This is a genomic window from Streptomyces sp. NPDC013455 (genome assembly GCF_040632975.1).
Classification (GTDB): Bacteria; Actinomycetota; Actinomycetes; order Streptomycetales; family Streptomycetaceae; genus Streptomyces.
On the sequence record NZ_JBEYCX010000001.1, the window covers coordinates 800,061 to 818,049 of the forward strand.

Here is a 17,989-nt window from a genome sequence, read left to right on the forward strand (position 1 = left end):
CTCCGGCCGGGCCGGACGGGGAACCGGCCGTGGCGGCGCGGCCGGTCGCCCGCACACCGCCGCGGTACCGCGGCCCCGCGGGGCCGCGGTACCGAGCGGACTCAGAGGTTGCCGAAGTCCGGGCCCTTGGTGCGGGTGCGCTTGATCTCGTAGAAGCCCGGTACCGAGGCCACGGCGATCGTGCCGTCCCACAGGCGGGCCGCCTCCTCGCCCTTCGGGGCGGGGGTGACGACCGGGCCGAAGAAGGCGATCTGCTCGCCGTCGGGGCCGGGCAGCGCGATGACCGGCGTGCCGACGTCCTGGCCGACCTTCTCGATGCCCTCCTTGTGGGAGGCGCGCAGCTCGGCGTCGAACTCGAAGTCCTCCTGGTCGGCGTAGTCGATCAGCTCGGCGGGCAGGCCGACGTCCGCGAGCGCGCCGGCGACGGCCTCGCGGGTCGGGCCCTCGCCGTTGTTGTGGATGCGGGTGCCGAGCGCGGTGTAGAGCGGGCCGAGGACGTCCTCGCCGTGCTTCTGCCAGGCCGCGGTGACCACGCGGACCGGCTGCCACGCCTTGGTGGCGAGCATCTCCCGGTACTCGGCGGGCAGCTCGTCCAGCCGGTTCTCGTTCAGGACCGCGAGGCTCATGATGTGCCAGCGGACCTCGATGTCGCGGAGCTTCTCCACCTCCAGCACCCAGCGGGAGGTCATCCAGGCCCAGGGGCACAGCGGGTCGAACCAGAAGTCGACGGGGGTCTTGCCGGACGAGGGGGTGGTCTCGGACATGGGTCTCCTCGCAGAAACGTCTTTTGAAACCTCAACGAGGTCGCCGCCATCCGCATTCCCTGCTGCCCGCCGTCAGGAGCACATGGCAGGATCGGTCCTGTTCAGCCGCCATCACCCACGCGTTCACAAGGGAGTGCCGTCCGTGCCCGGTGAGAATCTGTCCCGCGACGAGGCCCGGGAGCGGGCCGCCCTGCTGTCCGTCGACGGTTACGAGGTGTCCCTGGACCTGAGGTCCGCCGTCGGTGACGGGAACGGGGAGCCGCGCACGTTCCGCTCGGTGACCACCATCCGCTTCCGGTGCGCCGAGCCGGGCGCGTCGAGCTTCGCCGACCTGATCGCCCCCGGCGTGACCTCGGTGACGCTCAACGGCCGGGACCTGGACCCGGGCGAGGTCTTCGACGGCTCGCGGATCGCGCTGGAGGACCTGGCCGCGGAGAACGAGCTGGTGGTGGACGCCCGGTGCGCCTATTCGCGCACCGGCGAGGGAATGCACCGCTTCGTCGACCCCGAGGACGGCGAGGTCTACCTGTACACGCAGTACGAGCCGGCCGACGCCCGCCGGGTGTTCGCCAACTTCGAGCAGCCGGACCTGAAGGCGCCGTACCGCTTCGAGGTGCGGGCGCCCGAGGGCTGGACGGTGTGGAGCAACGGTGCCGGTGAACTCGTCGACGGGGTCTGGCGGTTCGCGGAGACCAAGCCGATCTCGACGTACATCACGTGCGTGGTGGCGGGCCCGTACCACTACGTGACGGACTCCTACACCCGCACCTTCGAGGACGGCACCAAGCTGGAGATCCCGCTCGGCGCGATGTGCCGCAAGGGTCTGGCGCCGCACTTCGACGCGGACGACGTGTTCCTGGTGACCAGGCAGGGCCTGGACTTCTTCCACGACCACTTCGACTACCCGTACCCGTTCGGGAAGTACGACCAGGCGTTCGTGCCCGAGTACAACCTGGGCGCGATGGAGAACCCGGGCCTGGTGACCTTCCGCGAGGAGTACATCTTCCGCGGCAAGGTGACGCAGGCGTCGTACGAGGCGCGGGCCAACGTCATCCTGCACGAGATGGCGCACATGTGGTTCGGCGACCTGGTCACCATGGAGTGGTGGGACGACCTGTGGCTGAAGGAGTCCTTCGCGGACTTCATGGGCACGTTCGCGAACGTGGGCGCGACCCGCTTCAAGGACGCGTGGATCACGTTCGCCAACCGCCGCAAGGCCTGGGCGTACCGCGCGGACCAGCTGCCGTCCACGCACCCGATCACGGCGGACATCCGTGACCTGGAGGACGCCAAGCTCAACTTCGACGGCATCACCTACGCCAAGGGCGCCTCGGTGCTCAAGCAGCTGGTGGCGTACGTCGGCCAGGACGCGTTCCTGGAGGGCGCCCGGCGCTACTTCAAGCGCAACGCCTACGGCAACACGCGCCTCGGCGACCTGCTGGCGGTGCTGGCGGAGACCAGCGGCCGGGACATGTCGGGGTGGGCGCGGTCCTGGCTCCAGACGGCCGGGGTGAACTCGCTGACCCCGCAGGTGCTGCTGGACACCGAGGGCGGCCGGATCGCCGAGCTGGCCATCGTCCAGGAGGCTCCGGAGTCGCACCCGGAACTGCGCCCGCACCGGATCGCGGTGGGCCTGTACCGCCGTACGCCCGACGGCGCCCTGGAGCGGTACGCGCGTGTGGAGACGGACGTGCACGAGCCGCGCACGGTCGTGGCGGAACTTGCGGGCGCCCAGGCGCCGGAGCTGGTGCTGGTCAACGACGACGACCTGACCTACTGCAAGATCCGCTTCGACGAGACCTCGCTGGCCACCCTGCGCACGCACCTGGGCGCGCTGTCCGACCCGCTGGCCCGGGCGCTCGGCTGGTCGGCGCTGTGGAACATGACCCGGGACGGGCTGCTGCCGGCGCGGGACTTCATCGACCTGGTGCTGCGGTTCGCGGGCCGGGAGTCGGACATCGGTGTGCTGCAGATGCTGCACGCCTGGGCGGACTCGGCGCTGGTGCACTACGCGGCGCCCGACTGGCGGGCGGCCGGCGGCGAGCTGCTGGCGGAGGGCGCGCTGCGGGAGCTGCGGGCGGCCGCGCCGGGCAGTGAGCACCAGCTGGCATGGGCGCGGTTCTTCGCGGCCGTGGCCGCCGCCGAGCCGGATCTGGCGCTGCTGCGGGAACTGCTGGACGGGACCACCTCGGTCGACGGTCTGGAGGTGGACCAGGAGCTGCGCTGGGCGTTCCTGGAGCCGCTGGCCGCGCACGGGGCGGCCGACGAGGCGGTGCTGGCGGCGGAGCTGGCCCGGGACGACACGGCCTCCGGCAAGCGGCACCAGGTGCGCTGTCTGGCGGCCCGCCCGTCGGCGGCGGTCAAGGCACAGGCGTGGGCGCAGGTGGTGGAGTCCGACACGCTGTCGAACGCGCTGGTGGAGGCGACGATCTCGGGCTTCGGCCGGCCGTCGCAGCGGGAGCTGACCGCGCCGTACGCGGAGAAGTACTTCGCGGCGATCGAGCGGGTGTGGCGGGAGCGGTCGATCCAGATCGGGATGGACGTGGTCCGGGGGCTGTTCCCGGCGTACCAGGACCGCCAGGAGACCCTCGACGCGACGGACGCCTGGCTGCGGGCGCACCAGGACGCGGCGCCCGCGCTGCGCCGGCTGGTGCTGGAGTCCCGGGACGACCTGGCGCGGGCGCTGCGCGCACAGGCGTGCGACGCGGCGGCCGCCGTCCGGTGAGCCTTGGCCTGAGCTCGCCCGGCCGGTGACCGTTACGAAATCCGGGCAAGCGCAGCCGTAACCCCTGGTCCGCACCCGATCGGACCAGGGGTTTCCGGTCCCTGCTCGGCACCCGAACACCTGACCTTTAGTCCCGTCTTGTCCGCAGTTCTCGACGGGCGTGTAACAGCGGTTACGGGCGGGTCCGGGCGCGGGAATCCCGAGGCCATGACCCACAACACCCCGCTCTCCCCGCGCCCCCTCCGCCACCTCTCCGAGGTCCACCGCCGCGTCCTGACGGCGGCCCAGCTGCGCGCCCACGGCGTGACGCAGGCCGACCTGGCCGAGCACTGCCGGCCCGGCGGGCCCTGGCGGGAGCTGCTCCCGCAGGTCGTCCTGCTCCACCCCGGCCCGCCCACGAGCGAGGAGCGGCTGCACGGGGCACTGCTGTACGCGGCCCGCGCGGCGGAGTCCGGCGTTCCGGTCCAGCCGACGGCCGGGAGTCCGCACCGGCCGCTGTACGCGGAGGCGGTCATCACCGGCCTGGTGGCACTGACCCTGCACGGCTTCTCGTCCACCCCGCCGCTGCTCTCCCTGGACCGGGTGGACGTCCTGGTCCCGCGCCTGCGCCGGCTGCGCTCCACGGGTTACGTGCGCGTCGTGCGCACCGCCGCGCTGCCCGACCCGCAGGTCGTGACGGGCCTGCCGGTGGCGCCGGTCCCGCGGGCGCTGGCGGACGCGGTGGCTCGGGTGACGGACGCCGAGGCGGTACGCCGGCTGCTCACCGAGGCGGTGCGCGCGGGGCACTGCGAACCGGCGGCCGTGGTGCGGGAGCTGACCCGGGCCAGGCTGCTGAACCGGCCGCACGTGGTGGACGCGGTGGACGCCCTGCTCGCCGAGGGCCGCTCGGTCGCCGAGGACCGCCTCTACCGGATGGTCGGCGAGTACGGCCTGCCCGACCCGGTCTGGAACGTCGACCTGCGCCTGCCCGGCGGCCCGGACCTGGGCGGGCTGGACGCCTACTGGCCGGACCAGGCGGTCGCCGTCGAGCTCGACACCCGCGCACCCCGGCAGGACGACGACGCGCTGTGGTCGGAGTACGCCCGCAAGCGCGAGCACCTGGAGCGCCTCGGCATCACGGTCGTGCACATCACGCCGAGGAAGCTGCGGGACTGCCCGGAGCAGCAGGCGGCGGTGGTGCGTACGGCGCTGATGGCGGCCGGCGACCGCGACCCCGCCGCGTACGTCGTGGTGCTGCCCCGGTAGGCCCGGCCTGGCAGGAGGGGAGCCGGGCCGGCGGGAGGGGAGCCGGGCCGGCGGGAGGGGAGCCGGCCGGCGGGAGGGGAGAGGAGGGGCCGCCAGGCCGGGTACCGGCGGCCCCTCCTCGTGCGGGCCGCCGCGGCCACTTGTGCTGGTCCGTCCGGGTGACGGTTCACCCGGACGGACCAGGACCGCGGGCGGCACCGGGCGCGCCCGCGGTAGAGGAGAGTCATGAGCCAGTCCCGAATAGCGGCAGGTGCGGCCTCCCTCCTCCTGGCGGCGGCCTGCGCCTTCGCCGACCCCGCGACGGCACAGCCGGCGCCCCGGACCGCGGCCACCGGCTACGTGGCCCTCGGCGACTCCTACTCCTCCGGTGTCGGAGCCGGCGACTACCTGGAAGACGGCAGGGAGTGCAAGCGCAGCAGCCGGGCCTACCCCGTGCTGTGGGCGGAGGCCCACGCGCCGTCGTCGTTCAGCTTCGCGGCGTGCAACGGCGCCGGCGCGGCCGAGGTCCTGACCGAGCAGCTCGGCCACCTCAACGCCCGCACCGGCCTGGTCACGCTCACCGTGGGCGGCAGCGACTCCGGCTTCGTCGGTGTCATCGCGAGCTGCGCGCTGGGCGGTGGCAAGGGGTGCCTGTCCGCCGTCTCCCGCTCCCGGGCCAGGATGGACGGGACCCTGACGTACGACCTGGACCGCCTCTACACGGCCATCCGGGAGCGGGCGCCCGCCGCCCATGTGGTGGTGCTCGGCTACCCGCACCTGTACCGGCTCCGGGGCGGCTGCTCGGTGGGCCTGCCCGACACGGCCCGCGCCGCGCTGAACGAGGGCGTCGACCACCTCAACGCGGTGATCGCCAAGCGCGCCGCCGACCACGGGTTCACCTTCGCCGACGTCGCCACCGCCTTCGCCGGCCACGAGATCTGCTCGTCCCACCCCTGGCTGCACGGCGTCGACGTCCTGGCGATCACCGAGTCGTACCACCCCACGGCCCCGGGACAGTCCCTCGGCTACCTGCCGGTCCTCGCCGGCGTCGCCTGACCGCCGCCTAGCAGAACTCCCCTTCGACGACCGCCCCCATGTCGCCCGTCCAGTCCCCGTTGAAGTTGAGGGCCAGGGAGTGGCGTCCGTCCGCCGTCGTCACGGCGGTGGACGCGGAGCCGTGGATGCCGCCCTCGTGGCCCCAGACGTGGACGCCGCAGCTCAGCGTGGTCTCGATGAGGCCGAGGCCGTAGCCGACGTTCGGGACCTGATCGTTGCTCACGGTGGTCTTCATCTCCTTCAGCTGCTTCGGCGGAAGGAGGTCTCCGCGCAGCAGGGCGCCGTAGAAGCGGTCGAGGTCGGCCGAATCGGAGATCATCTCGCCGGCCGCCGAGGCGATGGAGGGGTTGAGGTACGTGACGTCGTGGACGGTGCCCGCCGTCTTCTCGGCGAGGGTGGAGTAGGCCCGGCTGCTGGGCCGCGGCACGGTGACCTCCGTGCCGGGCAGGGAGGTGGCCGTCAGGTGCAGCGGCTCGATGACGCGGTGCCGGATCTCGGTGGCGTAGGAGCGGCCCGTCACCTTCTCGATGACCATGCCGGCGAGGACGTAGTTGGTGTTGGAGTAGTTCCAGGACGCGCCCGGTGCGAAGTCCGGGCGGTGCCGCATCGCGATCGCCACCAGCTCGCGCGGGGTGCGGGTGTCGTAGCGGTGCTCGAAGAAGCCGTCCTTCGTGAAGTAGGTGCGGGCGAACTCCTCGTCCTCCGTGTAGCTGTAGACGCCGCTGGTGTGGTTCAGCAGCCGGCGGACCGTGATGCGGCGGCCGTCGTGGCCGTGGCCGCGGACGACGCCGGGCAGCCATCTGTCGACCGTGTCGTCCAGGGACAGCCGGCCCTCCGCCGCCAGCTGGAGCAGGACCGTGGCGACGAAGGTCTTGGTGATGCTGCCGACGCGGTAGCGGTCGGCGGCCGAGCGCGGCGCGCCCGTGCGGGTGTCGCCGACGCCGGCGGTCGCGGACCAGGTGCCCCGGGCGTCCCGCGCGGTGGCGGTCACCCCGGGCACACCGGCCTCGACCGCCGCCTCGATCGCCTTGCGGGTGGCCGGGTGGCCGCTTCCGGGACCGCCCTCGGAGGCGGCGACGGCCGGGGCGGCCAGGGCCGCCGTCAGGAGCAGGGCGGTGGCGGCCACCGCGGTCGTACGTGCGCGCATGTCTTCCCCAGTCTCTGAAGGTGCCAGGTCGGGGGAAGGGACCGTGAGCGGTGCGCGCGGGTTGCCCGGTGTAGGCCGGTTGAGTGACTATCGGCCCTTCTTGAGCACCAGTTCGGTGTTCCGGTCGGCCGCGCTGCCGGCGAGGGCCTTGTTGGCGCCGGGGGCGTTGTAGGACAGCTCGCGGTAGAGCGCGGCGAGGCCGGTCTGGGAGAGGTCGGCGTAGTCGGTGCGGTGCGGGGCGGCGGACTCGACCAGGGTGGTGAACAGGGAGACGGTGCCGTCCTTGTTGTCGACCAGCTCGATGATGCGGGCGAGCTGGGGGAAATCGACGTGCGAGGCGGTGGAGATCTCCCAGAAGGAGCGTCCGCCGGAGCCCTGGTGCGGGGTGATGACGTTCCGGTGGATGTGGCCGTTGACCCAGGCCAGGACGTTGGCGTGGGAGGCGAGCAGCGCGACCACCGCGGCGCCGTCGTGCCGCTTCTCCCCCGGGCGGGCCGGGTCGGGGCGGGTGTTGGTCATGGTCTTGCTGGTGTGGTGGCTGAAGACGACGGCGTAGGAGTCCTTGTTGGCCTTCAGCGTCCGGTCGAGCCACTCCAGCTGGGCGGTGCCGAGGGAGCCCTCGTAGTGGCCGCCGGCATCGGTGGTGTCGAGGCTGATGCCGATGACGTCGTCGGATATCCGGAAGGCGTAGTACTGGGTGCCCGCGTCCAGGTTGGCCGAGGAGTAACCGTGGCCGACCGGGCCGAGGCCCTGGTGGGCGGGGTCGAGGTGGGCCTTCAGGTAGTCGGCCTGGGTGTACGGGGCCCGCTTCTCGTCGGGGGTGACCGAACGCATCGAGCGGGCGTGGGCCTTGAGGAAGTCGCGGTAACCGGTGCCCTTGGGGTCCTTGGCCTTCTTGATGGCCTCCTGCAGCTTCCGGGCGTCGGCGGCGGGGACGCTCATCAGCTTCTTCCCGCCGATGGCCGCCTCGGCGAGGTAGGGGTCGCCGTGGGAGCCGTAGCAGCCGAGCGGGAGGGAGTCGTGGTTGCCGACGGTGGAGTACCAGGGCAGCTTCAGGCCGGGGCTGCGCACCTCGCGGGTCGCGGCGGCCAGGAAGCCCTTCAGGTACGGGAACCCGAGCGCCTTGTCGTCGTCGCGGACGGTGGAGCCCGGCTGCCAGTACAGCTTCAGGCCGCTGTTCTGCACGCCCTCGTAGTGCCTGGGGTCCCCGGAGTCCGGCGTGATACGGCCGCCGCTCATCACCTTCATGAACCACTCCAGTTCGGAGTGGGCGTTGTTGTCGGTGTTGTCGCCGGTGGTCATCACGAAGTGCAGCGGGGTGCCGGTGACCGGGGCGCCGCGCAGCGCGTTGACCCGCTCCACCAGGGAGATGGCACCGGGCACGGTGAGCGCCTCGTGCGGACGCCAGGCGTGCACGTCGTGGGCGCGCAGGTACTCCAGGCGCAGCGGGTGCTGGACGTCCATCAGGTGCAGGTCGGTGAACTGCACGAAGGCGGCGAGCGCCGTACGGCGGCCGGCGCGGCCGGACGCGGCCGCCGCCAGGTCCTCGCGCACCACCCGCTTCCAGCCGGGCCCGTCGCCCAGACGGCGGTAGTTGGAGCCGGCCCGCGGGGCGGCGACGGAAGCCAGCGTGGTGCCCTTGGTGTAGGGCGCGAGCGGGGCCGCCGCGGCCGCCTGCCGGGAGTGGGCGACGGGCGCCTCGGCTCCGGTCGTGGCGGCCCGGCCGTCGGCGGGACGGAGGGCGTAGCCGACGCCCGCGGAGAGCGAGACCGCTCCGGCGGCGGCGAGGACGGTACGGCGGCTGGCCCCCGGGACGGAGGCGGCGACAGAGCGTGTGCGCGACATGGCGCGATCTCCCCGAGTGCGAACGCGTCGGCAGTGGTCGCGGGCCGTCGCGGACGCGAACGCCCCGCTCACCGTGGATCGTTGGCACCGGGGATGACCTGTGCGTGAACGCGGCCGCAACGCGCAGCGCCGATCACCGTACGTGGATCACGGGGTACCGGAGGCGGTCATGGAGTGGATCGCGGGCAGCCGGGGGCCGGTCACTCCTCGTTCATCTGATGGGGCAGGGGCAGGTCCTCCAGGTGTCCGTGGGCCGGGCGTTCGCGCCACAGCCGCAGGGCCACGTCGACCAGTCGTACGCGGGTGAGCCCGGGTACGGCGTCCAGGTCCTGCCAGGCGGCGAAGTCGGTGGAACCGCCGACCTCGTGGCGGAGTTCACCGCCGACGACCTCGCCCTCGTAGACGATCCGCACCCCGTGGTGGTCGGTGCGCCGGCGCGGGCGCCCGCTGGGGAAGACCCGGTGCGAGGAGTCGATGCCGAGGAGACCGGTCACCTCGATGCGGTAGCCGGTCTCCTCGGTGACCTCGCGGCGGACGGTGTCGTACGGGTCCTCGCCGTGCTCGGCGCCGCCGCCGGGCAGCACCCACTCGGGGGTGCCGTCGGGTCCCGGAGACCGGGCGAGCAGGATCCGTCCGTCGCGGACGCACACGGCGTAGGCCGCCACCCTCAGCTTTCGTCGCATTCCCCGACGTTAGCGGGCGGGTTGGCGGGCGAGTACTCCGGTGGCGACCAGCGCAGCGGCACCGCGGCCGGGGTCCACAGCGCCTCGGTGAGGGTGAAGCGGACCGTCCGCTCGCCGTCGGCCGAGAAGCCGGTGCGGGCCTCGCCGGTGAGCTGGAGCGTGCTGCCCGTGTCCCAGTCGAGGAAGAGCATTCCGGCGCGCGGGTCGGCGCGCAGGTTGCCGAGGCTGAGGAACATGGCGTTGCCGGGGTAGTCCGGCCAGCACAGTTCGCGCGGTGAGACGACCCGGACGAAGCCGGGGCCGCCGCCGCGGTGGCTGGCGTCGGCGCCGGAGGCGTGCACGGTGGCGAGGAAGAAGGTGTCGGCGGCCCGGACGAACGCCGTCTCCTCGGGGCCCAGCCGCTGCGACCGGCGGGCCGGGCCGGGGGTGCGGCCGGCGACCGTCTCGTAGCCCTCCCTGCGCTGGATGTACTTGGGGCAGTTGGAGAACACCTGGTCGGCGTCGACCGCGAAGCCGCGCGCCGTGGGCCGGAGCCGGCCGTTCAGCCGCATCCGGCGGCGTGTGCGGGGATCGAGGGCGATGGTGCCGACGGGCGTGCCGGGGATCCGCAGGGCCGCGGCGAGGGGGCCGGCCGGGCCGTACCCCGCGTCCGGGCCGGGCGGGGCGAGGGGGCCGACCGGGCCGTCGCCCGCGTCGGGGCCGGCCGGGGCGGGCCCCGGCCGCCCGAGGGCGACCGACATCCGCCGGGGGCCGGTGGCGCGGACGAACCCGGGCGTTCCGGCGAGCGGGGCGGCCCACACCCCGCCCGTCACCGGGTCCGCGGCACCGACGACGAGCAGGGGCTGGAGCTCCAGGAAGGCCGCCGCGACGGCCTTGATGTCCTGGCCGAGCGAGCGGCCGACGTGGTCGGCGCGCTCGCGCACGCCGACCAGGTCCTGCACGGCCCGCGAGCCGGCGTGGTACCCGCTCATGGCTAGAAGAAGCCGCACGTTGGTGCGGAGGCGTGCGGGGCCGGGGCACCATCGAGGCCGTGCGGTACGGAGATCTCCAGCCGGGTGCCGTCCGGGTCGTGGAAGAAGATCCCGCCGGAGGACGCGCCCTCCCGGTGGGCGACCACACCGTCGTGGGCGAACTCCACCCCGGCGGCCCTCAGCGCCGTCTCGTACTCCCGGAGCCGGTCCACGGAGTCGGCCCAGAAGGCGAGGTGGTGCAGGCCGGCCCGGCCGCGGTCGTACGCCCCCTGGGCCTGCTGCCAGAGGGTGACGACGGGCACGCCGCTGCCGTCGCCGAGGAACGCGAAGCGCCGGTCGTCCTCCTTGCCCTCCGCGAGCAGGGCGAAGCCGAGCACGTCCCGGTAGAAGGCGAGCGAGCGGTCGAGGTCGGTGACGTTCAGGCCGATGTGCGCGGTGCGCAAGGTCATGGCTCTCCCCTTCGAACTATCTAACCGTCGTCAGTCACATTAGAGGGTTAGAACCGACCGAGTCAACCGGTCACGTAGGCTTGAGGGGTTAGTCGACAAGGAGTGCCCGATGTCCGCCACCCGCGACCCCCGCCCGCTCACCGGTGAACCGCTCGCGCTCGACCTGCTCAACACCCGGTGGAACACCGGTGTCGTCCAGGACCTGCTCGCGGACACGGACGGGCTCGCGGTGTGGCTCGCGAGCAACGGGCTGGCCGGGGCCCACCCGGCCGACGCCGAGGTGCTGCGCCGGCTGCGCACGGCCCGGGACGCCGTCAAGGCCGCGGTGGACGGCTCCCCCGCGCAGGCCGCGCCGCTCGTGGACGCCGTCCTTGCGCACGGCAGGATCCGGGCCCGGCTGACCGCCGGGGGCCACCCGGCGGAGGAACCCGAGTTCGCCGACCCCGCCTGGGGCCCGGCCTGGCTCGCCGCCCGGAACTACCTGGAGCTGCTCACCCGGGGCCCGGACCGGATCCGCGCCTGCTCGGGCGCCCACTGCATCCTGTACTTCTTCGACACGTCCCGGAACGGCACCCGCCGCTGGTGCTCGATGGCTGCGTGCGGCAACCGGGCCAAGGCTTCCCGGCATTACGCCCGCGCCAAGGAGAACTGAGCGGATTCCGGACCGAACAGGCCGGATCCGCACACATCACATCGCGGGTTTTCCCCATACATTCATATCGATTCGGTCAACGGTCCCCGAAATCCGGACCCTTGGGTAAGGCTGAGCGCTCTCGTCCGCTCGTTTCTTCACCTGAGGGATGCCGATGACCCACACGCCCGAGCGTGATCCCATACCCGGTCCGAGACGCCTGGCCCGCATAGCCGTGGCCGTGGGCATCGTGGCCGCTCTCTCCGCGGCCGGGCCGATACCCCTGGCCCTCGCCGCGGACGCCCCGGCCGCCCCGGCCGCCGACCCCGGCGTCAAGTCCGCCGACGCCAAGCTCGGTTCCGACGACGCCGCCCTGCTCGCCGAGGCCAAGGCCGACGGCGACAAGACCGTCACGATGATGATCGCGACCTCTCCCGGCCGGACCGAGCAGGTCGCCGGGGAGCTGGACGCGGTCGAGGGCGGCCTGGTGGGCCGTACCGACGACAAGCTCGGGTACGTCCGGGCCACCGTCCCGACCGCCGAGGCGGACTCGGCCATCGCCGCCGCCGCGAAGCTGTCCTCCGTGCGGGCGATCGACCTCAAGCAGGAGATCGCGCTCGACGACCCGACGCCGAACGGCACCAAGTCCGCCGCGGCGCAGGGCACCTACGGCGCGCCGGGCAAGGACACCCCGGCGGAGAACCCGTACAACCCGTCCTTCGAGACCGGCGCCGTCGACTTCGTCGAGGACCACCCGAAGGCCGACGGCCGCGGCATCACCATCGGCATCCTGGACTCCGGCATCGACCTCGGCCACCCGGCGCTCCAGAAGACCACCACCGGCGAGCGGAAGATCGTCGACTGGGTGACCGCCACCGACCCCGTCTCCGACGGCGACGGCACCTGGCGGCGGATGACCACCGGCGTGAGCGGCCCGTCCTTCTCCATCACCACCGCCTCGCAGGGCACGGAGAAGTTCACGGCGCCCGAAGGCTCGTACAAGTACAACTACATGTACGAGTCCGCCACCGCCGGCGGTGACGAGAAGGGCGACCTCAACCGCGACGGCGACACCACCGACGCCTGGGGCGTGCTGTACGACCCGGCCGCCGGCACGGTCCGCGTCGACACCAACGACAACCTGGACTTCACCGACGACACGCCGATGAAGCCGTACAAGGACGCCTACCAGGTCGGCTACTTCGGTACCGACGACCCGGCGACGGACGTCGCCGAGCGCGTCCCGTTCGTGGTCGAGACCCGCAAGGACGTCGTCTACAACGCCTCCGGCGCCAAGGCCGACTACGTCAACATCGGCGTCATCGAGTCCGAGCACGGCACCCACGTCGCCGGCATCACCGCCGCCAACGGCCTGTTCGGCGGCGAGATGAACGGCGCGGCCCCCGGCGCGAAGCTCGTCTCCTCCCGCGCCTGCACCTGGACCGGCGGCTGCACCAACGTCGCCCTCACCGAGGGCATGATCGACCTCGTCACCAAGCGCGGGGTCGACATCGTCAACATGTCGATCGGCGGCCTGCCGGCCCTGAACGACGGCAACAACGCGCGCGCCGAGCTGTACACCCGGCTCATCGACACCTACGGCGTCCAGCTGGTGATCTCCGCCGGCAACTCCGGCCCCGGCGCCAACACCATCGGCGACCCCGGCCTCGCCGACAAGGTGATCTCGGTCGGCGCGGCGATCTCCAAGGAGACCTGGGCCGCCAACTACGGCTCCGCGGTGGAGAAGAAGTACGCGATGATGCCCTTCTCCTCGCGCGGTCCGCGTGAGGACGGCGGCTTCACGCCGACCCTGAGCGCGCCCGGTGCCGCCATCAACACCACCCAGACCTGGCTGCCGGGCTCCCCGGTCGCCGAGGCGGGCTACTCGCTGCCGGCCGGCTACTCGATGCTCCAGGGCACCTCGATGGCCTCCCCGCAGGCCGCCGGCGCCTCCGCGCTGCTGCTGAGCGCCGCGAAGCAGAAGGGCCTCGACCTCCCGCCCGCCAAGCTGCGCACCGCCCTGACCTCCACCGCCGACCACATCACGGGTGTGCAGGCGTACGAGGAGGGCGCGGGCCTCATCAACATCGTGGACGCGTGGGAGGCGATCAAGGACGACGCCACCGCGCACGACTACACCGTCAAGGCGCCGGTCGACACCGCGATCGACCACGCCCTGAAGACCCCGGGCTTCGGCACCGGCCTGTACGACCGCGAGGGCGGTCTGAAGGCGGGCGAGAAGAAGACGTACGAGGTGACCATCACCCGTACCTCCGGCCCGGACAAGGCGGTCCGGCACGAGCTGCACTTCGAGAACAACGCCGGGCGCACCTTCCGCATCGTCGGCGACGACGTGGTGCGGCTGCCGCTGAACAAGCCGGTCACGGTCAAGGTCCAGGCGGCCCCCGGGTCGGCGGGCATCAAGAGCGCGATCCTGGAGGTCGACGACCCGAGGACCGAGGGCGTCGACAAGCAGATCCTCTCCACGGTCGTGGTCGCGGCCCCGGTGAAGTACACCTTCTCCGCGGCGGGTTCGGTGCAGCGCAACAGCACGCGGTCGTACTTCGTGACCGTGCCCGAGGGCGCGAAGTCGCTGGAGGTCGCGATCGGCGGGCTGAAGGACAAGAGCCAGACCCGGTTCATCGCCATCCACCCGTACGGCGTCCCGTCCGACACCACGGGCACCCCGTACTGCTACAACAACTACCTGGACGGCAACGGCTGCAAGCCCGGCGTGCGCGCGTACGCCGACCCGCAGCCCGGCGTCTGGGAGATCGAGGTCGAGTCCCGGCGCACCTCCCCGCTGCTCGACAACCCGTACCAGCTGGACGTCGCCGTCCTCGGCGCGGCCTTCGACCCCGAGACGGTGACCGTCCCCGAGGCCAAGGTCGGCACGCCGGCCACCGCCTCCTGGAAGGTGACCAACACCTACGCGGCGCTGGACGGCAAGCTGGTCGGCGGTCCGCTCGGCTCCGCCAAGGCGACCCGCCCGGCCATCAAGCAGGGTGAGACGCAGACCAGCACGGTGCAGGTCCCGGCCGGCGCGAAGTCCCTGGACGTGGCGATCGGCGGGGTCTCGGACACCGCCGCCGACCTCGACCTGACGGTGTACGACGCGAACGGCGACCAGGTCGCGCAGTCCGCCGACGGCGACTCGGAGGAGTCGGTCTCCGTGCCCTCCCCGGCCGCCGGCACCTACACCATCGAGGTCGTCGGCTACTCGGTGCCGTCCGGCTCGACCGACTACGACTACCGGGACGTGTTCTTCTCCTCCTCGCTCGGTTCCGTCACGGTCGACGGCTCCGGCCCGGTCACGCTCGGCACGGGCGACTCGACGACGGTGACCGGCCAGGTCACGGCCGCCGCCGAGGCTCCGGCCGGCCGTGAGTTCTTCGGCCGGGTGCAGCTGGTGAACGCGCGCGGCACGGTCGCGGGCATCGCCAACGTGAAGATCGAGAAGGTCACGCCGTAACGAGGTGACGCGCACGGGAGGGGCGGGTGTCCGGAGGGACGCCCGCCCCTCTCGCGCACCCGCTCCGACCGCCCGCCCCTCGGCCGTGACGGTTCCCGCTGGCCGCCCTCGCCGGACCGGCCCCCGCTGCCCGGCTCCGCTCACGGTGCGCCGCCGGAGGGGCACGCCGTGTGGCGGGAGCCGGGCAGGGCCTCGGTGATCCAGGCGCGCTCGGCGGCCACCCGGGCGTCCCCGACGGCCCACAGGCTCGCGTGCCGCCCGTCCCGCGCCACCCCCACGAGCACGTGCTGCCCCACGGCCGGCGCCGGCCGCGCGTCCGCGCCGAGCAGGAAACCGACCTCGGCCGGGCCGTGCGCGGGCTTGTAGGAACGGGTCACGGTGAGCCTGACCCGGCTCCGGGCGGTGCCCTCCCGCCGGTCCACCCGGGCCACGGTGCCCTCCACCACCAGCCGGGAGCAGGCCAGTGCGCGTTCCGGGTCCGCGGACTGCCAGCCGGTCCCGGTCTCCCGGCCCGCGGCGTCGGCGGCGCTCTTGGCCGACGAGCCGCCGTTGTCGTCCGCACCGCCCGCGGCCCGCGTCACCAGCAGTCCGAAGCCCAGCGCCAGCGAGAAGGCCGCGGTGCCGGCGAGCGCGCCGAGCGCGATCCGCACGGCCCGGCGGAGTCCCGCGGGACGCCCGGGGCGCGGCGGCCGGGCGGGCCCGGCGGGGCGGGTACGGCTCCTGGGGCGGCGCGCCCCCGGAACGGGCGCCGCCCCCGTCTCCCGGGCATCCCCGGCCTCAACGGCCTCTGCGGTCTCTGCGGCCTCTGCGGCCTCTGGGGCCTCTGCGGCTTCTGCGGCTTCTGCGGCTTCTCCGGCCTCCCCGGTCAGTGTCTCCGCGAGCCGGGCCAGGTGCTCCCGCAGCACCCTCAGGTCGGCCTCGGCCGCCCGGTGCTCGGCGAGGAAGGCGGGGTCCCGGCGGGCCTCCTCCGGCGGACGGGCGCCGGTGATGGCCGTCATCAGGGCGTCCATGCCGGCGTACTCCCCGGCTCCCCCGGCTCCCCCGGCCCCCCAGGCTCCCCCGGCTCCCCCGGCTCCCCCGGCTCCCGGCGCGTCCTCGTGTCCGGCGGTCACGTCACACCACCTCGTCCTCGTGCAGCCGGTCGCGCAGTGCGCGGACCGCCGTGTGCAGCCTGCTCTTCACCGTGCCCTCCGGGACGCCCAGCTCCTGCGCGATGGCCCGCACGGGCAGGTCCGCGAAGAAGCGCAGCACGACCACCTGCCGCTGGGCGGCCGGCAGCTCGTCCAGGCCCCGGGCGACGGCGAGGGACAGCAGGCTGGTCTCCTCGCCCGACGGGTGCGCGGGCTCGCGCAGCGCGGCCAGCCGCTCGCCCAGCCGTTCCCGGCGCCGTTTGGCCCGGTGCCAGTCCATGGCCAGGTTGGAGGCGACCACCGCCGCCCACGCCGACACGTCCCGCGGCGCCTCGCGACCGCTCGCGGCCCGCTCCAGCAGCCGCAGCCGGACCTGCTGCACCCCGTCCGGCAGGTCCGACTGCGGCACCCCGCCGAGCGCGAGCACCGCCCGCACCCGGCGTTCCTGGGCCGCGTCCAGCGGATCACCGGCGGTGCGGTCACCACCGCCTGCCCGGGCCCCCTGACCGCGGCGCGCCTTTCCGCGCAGCACAAGCCACCCCCTCACGCGTTTGCTCCTACGACGCGGCGGCGGGCCGGAACGTTCGGCCCGCCGCGGACGGCCGCCGAGGCGTACGTCACACCGTCGTGTGGCCGGGGCCCGGACGGGCAGGGGCGGGACAGCACAGCTTCCGGCGCGGGGCCGCAGCGGAGGAAGGATCTCCAGCTCAGCCGGGTGTCGGGCGGACATACGCAACCGTTCGCCGGATGATCGTGTCCCACTCTTCGGGCAGGCTGGGCAAAGAATTGGACAGGTGGACCGGGGTCGGCCGCATGATGGAAAAGCCCCGGTCAGGTTAGAGACACGTAAAGGGAGTCGCTGTGAGGGTCGGAATCGTCGGAGCCACCGGTCAGGTCGGCACGGTCATGCGCGGGATCCTCACGGAACGGAACTTCCCGGTCACCCAGCTGCGCCTGTTCGCCTCGGCCCGGTCCGCCGGGACGGTGCTGGACGGTGTGACGGTGGAGGACGCGGCGAGCGCCGACTACACCGGCCTGGACATCGTGCTGTTCTCCGCGGGCGGCGCGACCTCCCGGGCGCTGGCCGAAAAGGTGGCCTCCCAGGGCGCGGTCGTGATCGACAACTCCTCGGCCTGGCGCAAGGACCCGGAGGTCCCGCTGGTGGTCTCGGAGGTGAACCCGCACGCGATCGCCGACCGCCCCAAGGGCATCATCGCCAACCCGAACTGCACCACGATGGCCGCGATGCCGGTGCTGAAGCCGCTGCACGAGGAGGCGGGCCTCCAGGCGCTGGTCGTCGCCACCTACCAGGCGGTGTCCGGCTCGGGTCTCGCGGGCGTGGCGGAGCTGCACGGCCAGGTGCAGAAGGTGGCCGCCGAGGCCGACAAGCTGACCCACGACGGCGCGGCGGTCGACTTCCCCGAGCCGCAGGTCTACAAGCGCAGCATCGCCTTCAACGTGCTCCCGCTGGCGGGCTCCATCGTCGAGGACGGTCTGAACGAGACCGACGAGGAGCAGAAGCTGCGCAACGAGTCCCGGAAGATCCTGGAGATCCCCGGTCTGAAGGTCTCCGGCACCTGCGTGCGCGTCCCGGTCTTCTCCGGCCACTCGCTCCAGGTCAACGCCCGGTTCGCCCGCCCGATCTCTCCCGAGCGCGCCACCGAGCTGCTGGCCAAGGCGCCGGGTGTCGCCCTCTCCGACATCCCGACCCCGCTCCAGGCGGCCGGGCAGGACCCGTCGTACGTCGGCCGCATCCGCCGCGACGAGACGGTGGACAACGGCCTCGCCCTGTTCATCTCCAACGACAACCTCCGCAAGGGCGCCGCGCTGAACGCGGTGCAGCTCGCGGAGCTGGTGGCGGCGGAGCTGTCGGCGAGGTAACCCACCCCGCG

The 17,989-nt window shown here is 73.2% G+C and carries 14 protein-coding genes; 6 read left to right on the forward strand and 8 right to left on the reverse strand.

Annotated elements, in window-relative coordinates; all coding sequences use genetic code 11:
* Positions 1-101: 101 nt before the first annotated feature.
* On the reverse strand, positions 102-764 hold the full coding sequence (locus ABZ576_RS03525) for a DsbA family protein (protein ID WP_360735284.1): 663 nt from the start codon (positions 762-764) through the stop codon (positions 102-104).
* A 142-nt stretch (positions 765-906) separates the two neighbouring features.
* Between ABZ576_RS03525 and pepN the strand changes: the two genes are divergently transcribed.
* From pepN to ABZ576_RS03540, 3 genes are all read left to right on the forward strand, one after another.
* Positions 907-3,489: an aminopeptidase N gene (gene pepN / locus ABZ576_RS03530; protein ID WP_360735286.1), complete on the forward strand. Its 2,583-nt coding sequence runs from the start codon at positions 907-909 to the stop codon at positions 3,487-3,489.
* A gap of 207 nt (positions 3,490-3,696) precedes the next feature.
* A complete protein-coding gene (locus ABZ576_RS03535) occupies positions 3,697-4,734 on the forward strand; it encodes a hypothetical protein (RefSeq protein ID WP_360735288.1) in 1,038 nt (345 codons plus the stop codon).
* Positions 4,735-4,959: 225 nt separating this feature from the next.
* Complete coding sequence (locus tag ABZ576_RS03540; protein ID WP_360735290.1) at positions 4,960-5,769, forward strand: SGNH/GDSL hydrolase family protein; 810 nt, start codon at positions 4,960-4,962, stop codon at positions 5,767-5,769.
* Between the two features lie 7 nt (positions 5,770-5,776).
* Here the strand turns inward: ABZ576_RS03540 and ABZ576_RS03545 are convergent, their stop codons facing one another.
* The 5 genes from ABZ576_RS03545 to ABZ576_RS03565 form a co-directional block, all read right to left on the reverse strand.
* Positions 5,777-6,916 (reverse strand): serine hydrolase domain-containing protein, encoded by a 1,140-nt coding sequence (locus ABZ576_RS03545; protein WP_360735292.1) that lies wholly within the window; start codon positions 6,914-6,916, stop codon positions 5,777-5,779.
* A gap of 87 nt (positions 6,917-7,003) precedes the next feature.
* Positions 7,004-8,761: a TIGR03767 family metallophosphoesterase gene (locus ABZ576_RS03550; protein ID WP_360735294.1), complete on the reverse strand. Its 1,758-nt coding sequence runs from the start codon at positions 8,759-8,761 to the stop codon at positions 7,004-7,006.
* 200 nt (positions 8,762-8,961) lie between these two features.
* The gene (locus ABZ576_RS03555) at positions 8,962-9,444 is read right to left on the reverse strand and encodes an NUDIX hydrolase (protein ID WP_360735296.1); all 483 of its coding nucleotides are present in this window, start codon (positions 9,442-9,444) and stop codon (positions 8,962-8,964) included.
* Positions 9,429-10,415 carry a pyridoxamine 5'-phosphate oxidase family protein gene (locus tag ABZ576_RS03560; RefSeq protein ID WP_360735298.1) on the reverse strand — a complete coding sequence of 329 codons (987 nt, stop codon included), beginning with the start codon at positions 10,413-10,415 and terminating at the stop codon, positions 9,429-9,431. Before ABZ576_RS03560 ends, ABZ576_RS03555 begins: the two co-directional genes overlap by 16 nt.
* 2 nt (positions 10,416-10,417) lie before the next feature.
* Positions 10,418-10,864: a VOC family protein gene (locus tag ABZ576_RS03565; protein WP_360735300.1), complete on the reverse strand. Its 447-nt coding sequence runs from the start codon at positions 10,862-10,864 to the stop codon at positions 10,418-10,420.
* A gap of 109 nt (positions 10,865-10,973) precedes the next feature.
* Here ABZ576_RS03565 and ABZ576_RS03570 point away from each other — a divergent pair, with 109 nt between their 5' ends.
* Together ABZ576_RS03570 and ABZ576_RS03575 are read left to right on the forward strand one after the other, a co-directional pair.
* Positions 10,974-11,516, forward strand: coding sequence for a CGNR zinc finger domain-containing protein (locus tag ABZ576_RS03570; RefSeq protein WP_360735302.1), 543 nt, complete (start codon positions 10,974-10,976; stop codon positions 11,514-11,516).
* A gap of 154 nt (positions 11,517-11,670) precedes the next feature.
* Complete coding sequence (locus ABZ576_RS03575) at positions 11,671-14,967, forward strand: S8 family serine peptidase (RefSeq protein WP_360735304.1); 3,297 nt, start codon at positions 11,671-11,673, stop codon at positions 14,965-14,967.
* Between the two features lie 140 nt (positions 14,968-15,107).
* On the opposite strand, the gene ABZ576_RS03580 is transcribed toward ABZ576_RS03575, so the two are convergent.
* Positions 15,108-16,079 carry a hypothetical protein gene (locus tag ABZ576_RS03580; RefSeq protein WP_360735306.1) on the reverse strand — a complete coding sequence of 324 codons (972 nt, stop codon included), beginning with the start codon at positions 16,077-16,079 and terminating at the stop codon, positions 15,108-15,110.
* 1 nt (position 16,080) lies between these two features.
* The gene (locus ABZ576_RS03585; RefSeq protein WP_360735527.1) at positions 16,081-16,629 is read right to left on the reverse strand and encodes a sigma-70 family RNA polymerase sigma factor; all 549 of its coding nucleotides are present in this window, start codon (positions 16,627-16,629) and stop codon (positions 16,081-16,083) included.
* A 329-nt stretch (positions 16,630-16,958) separates the two neighbouring features.
* Between ABZ576_RS03585 and ABZ576_RS03590 the strand changes: the two genes are divergently transcribed.
* A complete protein-coding gene (locus ABZ576_RS03590; protein WP_360735308.1) occupies positions 16,959-17,978 on the forward strand; it encodes an aspartate-semialdehyde dehydrogenase in 1,020 nt (339 codons plus the stop codon).
* Positions 17,979-17,989: the final 11 nt, after the last annotated feature.